This window comes from Maribacter sp. 1_MG-2023 (genome assembly GCF_030547005.1).
GTDB lineage: Bacteria > Bacteroidota > Bacteroidia > Flavobacteriales > Flavobacteriaceae > Maribacter.
The window spans coordinates 1-13,417 of record NZ_JAUOPN010000011.1 but is presented as its reverse complement, the minus strand read 5'-3'; the positions used below and the strand labels follow the sequence as shown (position 1 = coordinate 13,417).

The following is a 13,417-nucleotide window of genomic DNA, read 5'->3' as shown; positions in this document are numbered from 1 at the left end:
ATTACTCACTTGTCCTAAACTGATAAACCTAACCATTACTATAATGGTTAATTTAGTTACTCTAAGTAGAAATAGTTTTACATAAACAATATACTTAGTTTGAATTATGATTAAAACAATAAAAGAAAAAAAATGATCCGTTCAATTTTATTATGCTTTTTTTTAGCTCCTTTAATAATAGGTGCACAATCTGTTAAAGAGGAAGTAGAACTTTATCAATCGCTATACGGCATGGAAAAGAAGAAAGCAGCTGCCCAAGTTTTTCAACCAGAAAAACAATTTAACCAAGACTTTTGGTTTTTGTATGACGAATATGAAGACAAGCGAAAAGCCATAGGTCAACAACGGATATCAAACATTTTCAACTATGTTAATAATTATACTACTTTAAACAATGAACAATTAGATTATCTAGTTTTATCTTCAATTAAACAAAGGGGACAATTAGATAAACTAATAAAAAATTATCATAAAAAAATAAAAAAGATTTCAGATTCAAAAACTGCGGCTCAATTTGTACAATTAGAGTTGTTTTTTTTAAGCGCTACCCGCACAGAATTAATGGCTAATCTACCATTTATTGGCGCACTTGACGAATAGCCCTTTGTTTCAACAAATAGAGATATTATATATATTGTTTAAAAAGTTTATTAAATTTTTTAAACAATATATACTATAAGGATAAAAGTTGAAGCGTGGGCTTTTTTTAAATTACTTAAATAATGTGTAACACACTTAAAGTCTTTCAATATCAATACCTGAATGGCATAAATTCTTTTTCAACACCAAAATAGAAACATTCATTTTAAAATCTTTAAATGCTTTTTCTAGCTTAATTATTTTAGAGTTATAGCTCTGATCTACATTACTTTCATCAGCTTGAAATTCTTCATTTTTTTCAAGCAATTCATTCACCTTACATTCTATCTTGTCAAGATAATCTTCGCAAAGAGGTTTTATATTTTCGATATTGAAAATCTCATTATTATCAAAATCAAGTTCGCTAATGTTTTTAGATAATAAAATTGCTGACAATCTCACACGAGATTCAATTTCATCGATTGGAAATAACAATTGCTCCTTTAGAAGATTATACCTTTCGCTTGCCTCCTCTTTTATATGTTGAAATTTAAAATTCCCCATAGCACTAATTTTAATTTGGCTAGAATAAATTTTTAAATGGTATAACCAATTTTTCGGAAACCAAAACTTAATCTTTAAACAACTGAATTATCATTATAAGACAGATTTAACTTACAATCTTATCGAAATTAGATATAATTCTATGAACTACAACAATTATTATTTAATTTTTCTGCATTACCAAACGTAATTCAAACGAAAATAAGTAATTATTGTCTAATTTTTAAGTATACTAGTTAAACAAAATATATGCTTACACTCTAATTTAATCTACACAATCTTTTTATAAAAACGTAAAACAATTATAACCAGTTAATTAAAATTATATTACTAAACAAAAAAAACTTCACTTTAACACAAAATTAAGAGGCTATAATTATTTAAAAATTCAAGATAACACTGCTGCTTTTAAATATTATTTAACAGAAACTGACTATATTTCTAACAATAAACAAAATATTGCTAATCTACTTTTTATAAAATTTATTGTTAAAATTTCGTTGTAAACAAAGACAAGACAAAAGAACTCCAATAAAAAAAGAAAACCCATAGAGCAAAGGGTATAATTCTAAAAAACGTGATCCTGAAATTTAGGTTTAAAAACCTAACATGGAGAAAACTATATAGATAAAATACAGTTACTAATTATCTGAAATTTATATTGTCGCTTCTTAAATGTTCAGAAAACTTATACCATATGATTATTTAATAATTAATTCTATTTCAATTATCACTAAACAAATAAAAAATAAAAATATTTATAAAACAGTTCATATAAAGGTCGTATCCAGACAAACTTTAAAAGCATAAACTATTTGTAATACACTTTATATCGTATTATTAAAGGTAAAAACTAAATACAATTAAGTGGAATTTTGAGCAATAATCTGTAGTCAAATTTTTTAATCAAATTAAAGATACCAAAGCTGTAAGAATCATAAAACATTTAGACTATTTAGTACAATTTAATTTGCCAGAAATACTTAAAAAGCTTCTCCAATTCTGAAATTAATACCCCAGTCATCTTTACCCAATGCTGCATCGACACCAATATTGAATTTAAACGCCTTAAAAGCCCTGTACCTAAACCCTACACCACCCCCTGGTAATAACTTACCATCAAAAGCTTCATTATCGGCACCATACAGGGTCGCCGCACCTAAAAAACCTACAACACCCATACGCTCAGCAAAATTGAGTCGATATTCGGCTTGTAACGCCACCACCGTATTACCACGATATTTTCCTTCAGAATAACCTCTTATATCTTTACCACCAACTGTAGTTTGCTGCTCAAATGCTATATCACCTAAACCAAACACGCCCGAGAAACGGGCGGCAAAAACATCTTTGTTATTTCTTACTGAAAAGTATTTATTAAATGAAGTATTGATTTTATTAGCTTCGACCTCATTACCAAACCATTCGCCATAATTAATCCACCTTGCTCTAATCATATTTCCAGAAGTCGGATAATAAACATTATCTCTTGTATCAAATAGCGTATTTAACTCTAAGCCATTTGTAACCGTATTCGATTCATCAACAATACCATCTTCAAATATTGTATTATAATTTGCATAAGTATAAGTTAACCCACCGTAAAGGTTAGACTTCAATTTTCGTTGGACTCCTATACTGAAAATCTTGGCATTGGTAGCATAATTATAGAAATCTGCATCTTCTAGTTCTCCACCAAAAAATTGGGAGTTTATATCACCTAAAGCCATGAAAAATGTACCGCGCCACTTATCTTCATTAAAATAAAATTTATTAAAGAAACCGACAAAATAAGAATTATTGGTAGTGTATACAGCAGTTACCCCAGAAAGTGATTTCGGAGAAATTGTATCGCGTGGGTTTAATTTATACATAACCATTGGTACCGCGCCAAGCATGAACTTTAGGTTATTATTATAACTCACAAACGGCATTACTGTAAACTCCATATTTTTCTCCTCAAGCTGATTCGTTGTCAAACTATCGGCTTCACTTTGCTGGGAAAGCGTACTACTACAATACAATAACAATATTAGTAAACAAGAAAAATTTTTCATGCACAAGGTTTTCTTAAAATTAATCACAATACTTTACCGAAAAACATAGAAACATGTGACCTTACAACAAGTTTTAATTGTTAAACAAATTTTTAAGCGTTGCTTGCTAAAAATACTGGTTTTTTAAATTATAACCTATTACTATCTTGGAATATTATTTGTACAAATAATTAATTCTTATTGGGTTTACATAAAAGCCAAAAATTAATTTAAAATCCCCTCCTAAAATATTCACCCTTGAATTGATTTCTTTTTTACTACAAAACAACTCTAAAAAAAATCTAAATATCGTGAGGTATATTTTCAGTATTACAACCTTTAAATTTTTAGGCATAACAGTACTAATAACCAAAGGCATATTGATACTTAATATAACATCTCACTGAACAATAAAATAATCTAGACAAATAGATAGAAACAGTCTAACTAAGGTTTAACAGAATACTATTCAAAATGCAAACATTTATAAATTAATGTAGTTTCATCAATTATTATAAAGAGATATTGAAATTGAATCAACCAAAATTGTTACATGTCCTAAAAAGATAATAATACCTACGATCTTAGTAAGTACATTTACTTAAGATTACGTATACTAATGCGTAAGCCTTTAATTAGTTTAGTATAGAATTTTTTAGTGGTATTTGAATTGTTTAGTATTTCGAAAGTGATTTCATCATTAAAATTAAATAACAGAATATTAATTACATTAAAATTGTACAAAATGAAAAATATAAAGAATGTGTTTTTACTGATGGCTTGTCTAGTATTGACAACGGTAACAGTCGACGCAAATGAAATCAAAACTACCAATGGGGCTATTGAAATACTTCAAGAACCTATAGTTTTGCCTATTGGTACTATTTTATTTTTGAAGTCTACCAAAACTATTTCTGCAAAAAATTTCAGCGCAGGGGATCACTTTTTTGTAGAACTTGACAAAGATGTTACAAGCAAAGGAAAAGTGCTTATACCTAAAGGTACCATTGTACAAATGGAGGTATTGGTTTCTGAAAATAAAAAGCGTAGGGCCAGTGAATTTGGTGTTACAGTAGGCGGGTTTATCATTGATAATTATTTGCAACAGGTAAAAACGGAGGCAAAATTGATTACTACCGAAGATACAGCAGGTGGAACAATTAAAAAAGCAGCAATCGGCGCCGGTATAGGTGCTGCTTTCGATGGCGGTAAGGGTGCAGGACGTGGTGCTGCTATAGGTGGTGCTGCTGGTTTATTACGACCAGGACAGAGTATTCAATTTCCCGCAGGAACAGAAGCACAATTTCAACTAGAACAACCTTTAAAAATAAATTGGTAATTGTTATAATATTTGAAAATCTAAAATTTTAATCTTAGAGGTCAAATGTTAATAAAATAGAATAAGTACCCCCTTAAGTTATTGGTAGCTTTAAATATTTAACAAAAATAAATAATCCTAAAATTTGAAACTATGAAAATGAAGCATTTTTTTACAACTTGTCTTGTTTTTTCTATGACCATAGGGGTCTATAGTCAAAAGAAACCCAATATTGTGGTAATATGGGGCGATGATATCGGTTGATTTAACCCCAGCTGCTATAATAATGGTATGATGGGCTATAAAACCCCTAATATAGATCATATTGCAAAAGAAGGAGCACTTTTTACTGATTGGTACGGTCAACAAAGTTGTACTGCGGGCCGATCGGCATTTGTTACAGGTCAAAGCCCTTTTAGAACAGGCTTATTAAAGGTTGGCTTACCAGGTGCTAAAGAGGGTATAAGTGAAAAAGATCCTACTGTAGCCGAATTATTAAAAAATCACGGCTATAAAACCGCACAATATGGTAAAATCATTTAGGTGATTTAGATGAGCACTTACCTACCAACCATGGTTTTGATGAATTCTTTGGAAATCTATATCATTTAAATGCAGAAGAAGAACCAGAACATCCAGACTATCCTAAAGTTCCAGGTTTTGCAGAAAATTTTGGACCAAGAGGTGTTATTAAATCTTCTGCTGATGGAAAGACTGAAGATACGGGTCCATTAACCAAAAAACGTATGGAAACAATAGATGACGAAGTTACTGCTGGTGCAATTGACTTTATGGAAAGATCTAAAAGTGAAGACAAACCTTTCTTCTTATGGTACAATACTACAAGAATGCATGTAAATACGCATCTTAAACCAGAATCAGATGGTGTAACCGGGCTTGGTATTTATGCCGATGGTATGGTAGAACATGATAGACATGTTGGTCAAATATTAGACAAACTAGATGAGCTAGGTATTGCAGACAATACAATAATCATGTATTCATCAGATAATGGTGCTGAGGTTTTCACATGGCCTGATGGTGGTATGACACCTTTTAGAAATGAAAAAAACTCTAACTGGGAAGGTGGTTACCGTGTACCTACAGTTATAAAATGGCCTGGTGTTATAGCGCCAGGAACTGTTTATAATGATGTTTTTTCACATGAAGATATGTTGCCAACTATATTAGCAGCTGCTGGTGAAGGCAATGTAAAAGAAAAACTTCTTAAAGGGCATTCTGCAAATGGACGAAACTTTAAGGTACATTTAGATGGTTACAACTTATTACCATATTTTAAAGGTGATGTTAAAGAAGCGCCAAGAAAAGAGTTCTTTTATTGGACAGATGATGGGCAATTAGCAAATTTACGCTACGGTCGTTGGAAAATGGTATTTATGGAACAACGTGCCCATGGTTTCGATGTTTGGTCAGAACCTATGGTAACCCTTAGATTGCCGAAATTATTAGATATGCTTGGAGACCCTTTTGAAAGAGCCGATCATGAAGCGGAGACGTATAATATTTGGAGGTTTGATAGAGCTTTCATGGTTTTACCTGCAGTAGGTTATGTTTCAAAACACCTTGAAACATACGAAGAATTTCCACCTAGACAAAAACCGGGTAGTTTTAATTTAGATCAAGTTTTGGCTAAACTGCAACAAAATCCTAACTAGATAAGAGGTAATTATTCTGAAATTGGTAGTATTTAATGGTCTTTACATTTTATACTACCAATTTTCTTTAATTAAAGTAAAATGAAAATTGTAGTACAGTACCTTCTAATTTTATTCATTGTTGTAGCCTGTAAAGAAAGTACAGTTACAAAACAAGATACTGCGTCTATTGTTGTTAAAAACACAGAACCATTACCTTCATGGAAAGAAGGTGAAACAAAAGATGCAATTATAAATTATGTGAATACAGTAACCACAGAAGGTGTTGATTTCATACCTGTAAGCGAGCGTGTTGCTGTTTTTGATAATGATGGAACATTATGGTCAGAGCAACCAGCTTATTTTCAATTGTTTTTTGCAATAGATAGAATAAAAGCCCTCGCACAAGAAAATCCAGAATGGAAAAATACTCAACCCTTTCAAGCAGTTCTTGAAAATGACATGAAAAAACTTATGACCTATGGTGAGCATGGTCTTATAGAAATTGTAATGGCATCTCACGCAGGAAATACAGTTGATGAATTTGAACAAATTGTAAAAGATTGGCTTGCAACCGCAAAACACCCACGCTTTGATAGACCTTATACCGATTTGGTTTATCAACCTATGCTTGAGTTATTAAACTATTTAAAAGAAAATGATTTCAAAACCTACATTGTATCTGGTGGCGGCATAGAATTTATGAGGCCATGGGTAGAAAGTGTTTATGGAATATCAAAAGATCACGTAATTGGCAGTAGTATAAAAACTGAATTTGTTATAACAGACGGTATTACACAAATAAAGCGTTCTGCAGCATTAGACTTTATTAATGACAAAGCAGGAAAACCTGTTGGTATTAATCGTTTTATAGGTAGAAAACCAGTATTTGCAGCTGGAAATTCTGATGGCGATTTACAAATGTTACAATGGACGGACTCTAACACATACCCATCTTTTCAAATATACATACACCACACCGATGCAGGGAGAGAATGGGCATACGACCGTGAATCTTCTATTGGAAGATTAGACAAGGGTCTTACCGAGTCAAACGAAAAAGGTTGGACTGTAGCAAATATGAAAACCGATTGGAACGTAGTTTATCCATTCGAGTTAAATAAGTAAGGCATATAGCTTATAATAATAAAAAACCAAATCAAATTTGTAATAATCACTACTATATATGAAGCAAATTTATATCATATGTATAGTATTTTTGACCATTCTACATCATGCAATAGCGCAAGACAGTATTGTTGATCAAGATGTAAAAATAAACAGTCAAATTTGGCTAGATTATAATTTCTCTAAAATTTTTAATGAAAACCAAAACCTATCAACACTGATTGGATTTCGTAAAATTACCCCAGAAATTTATAATAGAGTTTTAGGTATATCAACATTAAATATCAAAAACACTAAAAAACTGATAAATTTAAGAGAAAAACCATTGATAAACTCTTACCACATTGGTGGTGGTTTAATTTACACTCAAAACTATAATACTAGTGATAATATAGAAATACGTTTAATACAAGGTTTTAGATTTGAAATTCCGACTATAAAACTAATCACCTTATATAATTATGTTAGGCTAGAAGAACGTTTACAAAATTCTTTTGCCAACTCAGGTTGGACGGCTGGTTTTAGGTTGCGATATCAACTATCTACCATTCTAAGTTGGAAAAAGCATTATTTGTCGTTCGCTGAAGGCTTGTATATTCCTATACAAACTGAAGTTTTTTTTAATTTAAAAAGGGCAGAAAGATTTAATGATCTTATTAGAATATCACCAGGTATTGGGTATAGATTTAAAAACGACTGGAGGTTTGAATTATATGGTATATTTAATAGAACTAAAAATATTACCGAAACAAACGATAAATCTAGTGAATTTGTTTTGAGGCTAAGGGTATATAAAGGAAACCCTAAAAAACAAGTATTACATATTAACGAAGAAGATGGATTTTAATCTATTAATAGAACCATATAACTCTTTTACAAATGTTATGAACTTATAAATAATACCCAATAACAAAGCTATTTTGACCATTAAATTTAGAAAGAAAATTCAATTTAAAGGAGAATTAACAGAAAAATGTATTATACTACAAAAAAATCAATATGTTTTTCTAGATTTAGTGTGTAACCTTATTAATTATTCAATATTAATAATCTGCTATTTATTAAAATTAAAAATATGAAACAAAGTATTATTTTCTTTTTAGCCACCCTTCTGGGTATCATAAATTTATCTGGCCAATCACAAAGCAGCTGGCCTAAAGAAATTCCTGTCAATAAAGAATATACTATAAGTCTTTACTCGCCAGAGAATTCTTCTTATCTAGATAATAAATTAGAATCAAATTTGGCTTTTTCAGTTAAAAAAAATGAAGAACCACCAGTTTTTGGCATGATTTGGCTAACCTCTTTGCTTGATATCGATCGTCAGTCAAGAGTAGCTTCTCTTGTTACTGTCAAGATAAATGAAATTCGTTTTAGTGAAGAAGTATCAGAAGACAAAAAACAGAAATTTCAAGACTTAATAAATTCAGAAATTCCCAAATGGAATGTAGAGTTTTCCATAGACGATTTAATCTCTTCTTTAGATGAAGTAACCGCAGACCAAGATTTATTAAAGAACGAACCACCAACTTTTTTGTTCGCCAAAGAGCCCACTGTTTTAATCTTAATAGATGGGGAACCTAAATTTAAAGAGGCAGAAAATGGTTACGAGGTAATTATTAATAGTAGCGCCCTTATTATAAAAGAAACAAAGTCGAACTCTTATTTCTTAAAAGGTGGTGATATTTGGTACAGTAGCAAAAATATTAACGATTCTTGGACAGTAATCAATAAAGCACCTTCATCGGTTAGAAAAATCGCAAAAAAAGCAGAACCAAAAGAAGATACAGAACTTGAAGAAAAAGATGAATTCGATATTAAAAATCCTCCAAAAATCATTGTTTCAACATCCGTAGCCGAGTTAATCACTTTCGATGGAGAACCAGATTACGCGCCAATTCAGAACACCCAGTTGCTATATGCAAAAAATTCACAAAATGATATTTTTATACATATAAAAGATCAAGTATACTATACTTTGGTATCTGGTAGATGGTTTAAAACAAAAGACTTAAAAGGATCCTGGTCTTACGTGGAGCCTGACAACCTCATCGAAGATTTTGCCAATATCCCAAAGGATAGTGATAAGTCGAATGTATTAAGCAGTGTTCCAGGTACTTCAGAAGCTAAAAATGCGGTCTATGATGCCCAATTACCACAAACTGCAAGCGTAAGTAGAGATACCAAAGCTACCGAAGTTGTATATAACGGAACTCCAGAATTTGAAAAAATAAAAGATTTACAACTAGAATTTGCAGTAAATACCGAAAGTGACGTATTTAAAGACAAAAACGATTTTTATCTATGTGATAATGCAATTTGGTTTAAATCGAATAATGCAAATGGTCCATGGAAAGTAGCGGACGAAAGACCATTTGAAGTTGAAAAAATACCTGCCGATAATCCAAAATACAATACCAAGTATGTTTATATCTATGAAACGTCACCACAAGTTGTATATGTAGGCTACACACCTGGTTATTATGGATCCTATATTTATGGGCCCGTAATGGTTTATGGAACAGGCTATCATTATAACCCATGGTATCATGGTCATTATTACCATCACCATTATACTTATGGTTTTTCTGTTAGATACAACCCTTGGTACGGATGGAGCGTAGGTTTCAGATTCGGTTCGCCCCATGCTTGGTATGGTTTTTCTTATTGGGGACCTGGCTATCATCATTGGGGACCTAGATATTATCGTCCTCCATATTATAGAAGAGGTTACTATGGTCGTCCTTCACACCCAATCTATAGAGGTAGAAAAGGAATTAGCCATTATAAGCGACCAGCTAGACCCGCAAATAGGCCAAATACAAGACCAAATACAAGACCATCCAACCCTAATAATAGACCAAGTACAAGACCTACTAGCCCAAGTACAAGGCCTTCTACACCAAATATCAATAGACCTAGTACTAAGCCAACAACACCTAGTACACGACCAACTCGACCTGCAACTAGACCCAGTACAAGGCCAACAGTTCCGAACTCTAGACCGGCTACACCAAGTACAAGACCAAGTACAAGACCTAGTACAAGGCCTTCTACCCCCAATATGAACAGACCAAGCACGAGACCAAGTTCGCGCCCAAGCAATCGACCTACGGCCCAACCGTCTAGAGCAAACGTAAGAAGCAGAAGATGATTTTACGAATCGCCAAAAACTAAAAAATTAAACTATGGGTTTGATAGTCTAAAGAACAATAATTAACGTTGCAGCAAAATCTACTTTCTTGAAAAAATTTTTCGTATAAAATCATACTTGGTTTTGGAAAGTAAAATAGAAATTGGATTTTAGCAATATTGAAAATAAAATATCTCAATATTAATTTAGATGAAATTAAAAATATGATAAAGAATAAGTTCTGCAATTTACTAATAGTCTTTTTTTTGCTTAATGGCGATAAATTTACAAGGGCAAGTTTTTGCTGATATGGAGCTAAAAAAAGGACATCTAAACGATTCAATTAATACCGAATACCCTTACTTATTACCGATTTTCGGTCAAAAAGTAAAAGACCTTGGTTTCAAACTGCCTTTACCGTCGGGCATGAGCATTAATTATGTATATCAAAAAGCCGATATCAATATTAGAAACTTAAATGTTGGCTTTAATGGTGGCGAATTGTTTTACCTAGATGATATAGTAAGGTTTAATAGCGCTGTAGCACAATCGAATATAGTAAATATACGACCCGATATTTGGGTTTTTCCTTTTTTAAATGTGTACGGTATTTTTGCTTCATCGAGTACATCTACAGCGGTAGATGTTTCTGTTTATGTACCAAACCAAGAAACATCTAAAGAAGTCTTGAACTTAAGCACAAAAGCTGAATTTGAAGGTTTCTCCGCCGGATTCGGAATTACACCAACTATTGGGATTGGTGGTGGATGGTTAGCTTTAGATATGAATTTTACTTGGACTGACCTTGAAGGAATAGAAGATCCTGCCTTTGCCTTGGTATTTGACCCAAGAATTGGAAAAACATTTAAATTTTCAGAAACAAGTAATTTATCGATTTGGACAGGTGGTTTTCGAGTTAAACTAAATACCGACACTAAAGGAAACTTACCCATTAATAGTCTTATTAATCTAGATGGTATTAATACAAAATTAGATAATGCAGCTACCGGCATTTCAGATACAAGAACCGAATTAGATACTTGGTATGATAGCCTCACCCCTTTAGAACAGGCCCAAAATTTAATAAAATATCAAGGAGCAAGTGCTGTATTGAATAAAGCAGATAATTTTGTCGATAATTTATCAAACGCTGTTTCTACCGTAGAGAATTCAACAGTGCAGTACAATATAGAAAAGAGTCAAAAAAAGGCTTGGAATTTCGTTTTAGGTAGCCAATATCAAATAACAGATAGCTTCATGCTTAGGGCTGAAGTAGGTTTTTTGGGTACTAGAACCCATGTAATAACCGGACTACAATATAGGTTTGGGTTTTAATTATATAAAAAAAATGAGAAAAGTAGTTTTACATTTAGCGCTTATTATTTGTTTTACTTCAACAGTCAATGCACAAGCAGCCCTTTTTGCTTTAGTATTTGGGGATAAAGTGGCTACAGAAAATTTTAATATTGGTTTAGAAATAGGATTTCCCTACAACTCGATATCATCTATTGATGATTCTTCGCCTAAACTTGGCTTGAATTTTGGAATTTCTGGTAACATTAAACTTTCAGAAAATTGGATAATGAGTCCAAATATTTATTTTTTAAGTAGAAGAAATTTAAAGACAGATAGCTTTTCTTTAACCTCAAATAATTCAACCTTAAATGACCAATTTATAAATGTGCCTACTGAATTTTCTTTAAATTATATTGATGTACCAATTTTTTTCAACTATATTTTTACTGAAAAATCAATAAAATTAGGTTTAGCGCCCCAAATTTCTTTTAGAACAGATGCTAATGGTCTTTTCTCAAATGAAGATGGTGAATTTGATTTCAATATAAAAAATCAAACAGAAGAAATAGATTACGGTTTTTTAGCTCAGTTAGGCTATATTTTAGGTAAAGATGGTCAAGGCAAAGAAATACATCTACAACTTCGTTATTATCAAGGCTTAGCAAATGTATTTAAGACTAACTATATAAACGGTTCTAACAAAGTAAGTTTTCTTAGTTTACATATAAGTGTACCTTTTATAAAAAGTGCAGAGTAATTATATTAGCTACCATAAATTTATATGAATAATAAGTACTATTTTCTTTTGTAATGGTACAAAAAATAACAAGAAATGAAAAAAATACTTACAATATTGATTCTAACTAATCTAATGTTCTCATGGCACAATAGTTATTCACAAAGTATTGAGATTACACCATCTTATGGGTATCAATTTGGCACTAAGGTAAACTATGGACCAAGTTATTTGAAGATTAATGATAGTGACCAATTCGGTCTAACTATTGGTGTTGAAACCTATAATAATACTATGGCCGAAGTATCTTATTTTCATCAAGGTTCTGAATTATTGATTCGAGATAGAATTCTTAGCCCAACAGAGGCTAGATTATCCGACATTGCCGGAGATTGGATTTTAGTTGGAATGACAAAATACTTGCCAAAAGGAAAACTACGACCTTTCGCAGGTGGTGCCTTAGGTATTGTAATAATAAGTACTAGTAATGAAAACAGGGAAATTGTTGATAATTCATTGAGTAACAGAACAAAATTCGGTTTTACGTTTAAAGCCGGATTGAATTATATGATATCAGAAAGGGTCGGGTTGAATTTTCAAGGAAATATGATGTTTCCAGTGCAGTGGAGCAGCGTTTATATAGGCGCTGGTCTTGATGGTGCTTCTGGTGGCGTTTCATTATCAAGCACTTCGCTAATTGGTGGCTTTAGTGCTGGTTTAGTATTCAAAATTGATAACTAATTAAAATAGAAATTGCCAATAATCTTTTCTAAATATATTTAAATTTAGTCTGCCTCTACCCCTAACCCAGAAACAATAATAATTATAGATTTTACTTTCTTTATAATGCTTGTAATCAAATTTCGTCTATAAATATTTTGGTGTAGACCCATACTGTAGGCTTCCCCTTCTTAGGACACCTCTAAATTCGATAAATAATTATTATTTAGGTCAGATTTGATGAAGAATTTA

11 protein-coding genes and 1 pseudogene are annotated in these 13,417 nt (G+C 31.8%); 10 read left to right on the top strand and 2 right to left on the bottom strand.

Annotation, left to right across the window (positions count from 1 at the left end):
• The first annotated feature begins 132 nt into the window (after positions 1-132).
• Positions 133-600 (top strand): hypothetical protein, encoded by a 468-nt coding sequence (locus Q4500_RS12810; protein WP_303600045.1) that lies wholly within the window; start codon positions 133-135, stop codon positions 598-600.
• 135 nt (positions 601-735) lie between these two features.
• On the opposite strand, the gene Q4500_RS12805 is transcribed toward Q4500_RS12810, so the two are convergent.
• Entirely contained in the window at positions 736-1,143 is a 408-nt protein-coding gene (locus Q4500_RS12805; protein WP_303600044.1) for a hypothetical protein, read from the bottom strand.
• Positions 1,144-2,126: 983 nt separating this feature from the next.
• Positions 2,127-3,200 carry a BamA/TamA family outer membrane protein gene (locus Q4500_RS12800; protein ID WP_303600043.1) on the bottom strand — a complete coding sequence of 358 codons (1,074 nt, stop codon included), beginning with the start codon at positions 3,198-3,200 and terminating at the stop codon, positions 2,127-2,129.
• A gap of 724 nt (positions 3,201-3,924) precedes the next feature.
• On the opposite strand from Q4500_RS12800, the gene Q4500_RS12795 reads away from it, so the two are divergent.
• From Q4500_RS12795 to Q4500_RS12755, 9 genes and pseudogenes are all read left to right on the top strand, one after another.
• The gene (locus Q4500_RS12795; RefSeq protein WP_303600042.1) at positions 3,925-4,518 is read left to right on the top strand and encodes a hypothetical protein; all 594 of its coding nucleotides are present in this window, start codon (positions 3,925-3,927) and stop codon (positions 4,516-4,518) included.
• Positions 4,519-4,788: 270 nt separating this feature from the next.
• Entirely contained in the window at positions 4,789-5,040 is a 252-nt protein-coding gene (locus Q4500_RS12790) for a sulfatase-like hydrolase/transferase (protein ID WP_303600041.1), read from the top strand.
• Between the two features lie 83 nt (positions 5,041-5,123).
• Positions 5,124-6,173: pseudogene (locus tag Q4500_RS12785) on the top strand (sulfatase-like hydrolase/transferase); the annotation flags it as partial.
• A gap of 81 nt (positions 6,174-6,254) precedes the next feature.
• Complete coding sequence (locus Q4500_RS12780; RefSeq protein WP_303600040.1) at positions 6,255-7,280, top strand: HAD family phosphatase; 1,026 nt, start codon at positions 6,255-6,257, stop codon at positions 7,278-7,280.
• 58 nt (positions 7,281-7,338) lie between these two features.
• A complete protein-coding gene (locus Q4500_RS12775; RefSeq protein ID WP_303600039.1) occupies positions 7,339-8,127 on the top strand; it encodes a DUF2490 domain-containing protein in 789 nt (262 codons plus the stop codon).
• A 228-nt stretch (positions 8,128-8,355) separates the two neighbouring features.
• Positions 8,356-10,434, top strand: coding sequence for a hypothetical protein (locus tag Q4500_RS12770; RefSeq protein ID WP_303600038.1), 2,079 nt, complete (start codon positions 8,356-8,358; stop codon positions 10,432-10,434).
• Between the two features lie 252 nt (positions 10,435-10,686).
• Complete coding sequence (locus tag Q4500_RS12765; RefSeq protein ID WP_303600037.1) at positions 10,687-11,748, top strand: hypothetical protein; 1,062 nt, start codon at positions 10,687-10,689, stop codon at positions 11,746-11,748.
• Entirely contained in the window at positions 11,738-12,466 is a 729-nt protein-coding gene (locus Q4500_RS12760; RefSeq protein ID WP_303600036.1) for a porin family protein, read from the top strand. Before Q4500_RS12765 ends, Q4500_RS12760 begins: the two co-directional genes overlap by 11 nt.
• A 75-nt stretch (positions 12,467-12,541) precedes the next feature.
• Entirely contained in the window at positions 12,542-13,186 is a 645-nt protein-coding gene (locus Q4500_RS12755) for a hypothetical protein (protein ID WP_303600035.1), read from the top strand.
• Positions 13,187-13,417: the final 231 nt, after the last annotated feature.

What these genes read in the sequence shown, in the direction of transcription:
- Q4500_RS12810 (WP_303600045.1), top strand. Translation starts at nt 133, where the DNA reads ATGATCCGTTCAATTTTATTATGCTTTTTTTTAGCTCCTTTAATAATA.
- Q4500_RS12805 (WP_303600044.1), bottom strand. Translation starts at nt 1,143, where the DNA reads ATGGGGAATTTTAAATTTCAACATATAAAAGAGGAGGCAAGCGAAAGG.
- Q4500_RS12800 (WP_303600043.1), bottom strand. Translation starts at nt 3,200, where the DNA reads ATGAAAAATTTTTCTTGTTTACTAATATTGTTATTGTATTGTAGTAGT.
- Q4500_RS12795 (WP_303600042.1), top strand. Translation starts at nt 3,925, where the DNA reads ATGAAAAATATAAAGAATGTGTTTTTACTGATGGCTTGTCTAGTATTG.
- Q4500_RS12790 (WP_303600041.1), top strand. Translation starts at nt 4,789, where the DNA reads ATGATGGGCTATAAAACCCCTAATATAGATCATATTGCAAAAGAAGGA.
- Q4500_RS12780 (WP_303600040.1), top strand. Translation starts at nt 6,255, where the DNA reads ATGAAAATTGTAGTACAGTACCTTCTAATTTTATTCATTGTTGTAGCC.
- Q4500_RS12775 (WP_303600039.1), top strand. Translation starts at nt 7,339, where the DNA reads ATGAAGCAAATTTATATCATATGTATAGTATTTTTGACCATTCTACAT.
- Q4500_RS12770 (WP_303600038.1), top strand. Translation starts at nt 8,356, where the DNA reads ATGAAACAAAGTATTATTTTCTTTTTAGCCACCCTTCTGGGTATCATA.
- Q4500_RS12765 (WP_303600037.1), top strand. Translation starts at nt 10,687, where the DNA reads ATGGCGATAAATTTACAAGGGCAAGTTTTTGCTGATATGGAGCTAAAA.
- Q4500_RS12755 (WP_303600035.1), top strand. Translation starts at nt 12,542, where the DNA reads ATGAAAAAAATACTTACAATATTGATTCTAACTAATCTAATGTTCTCA.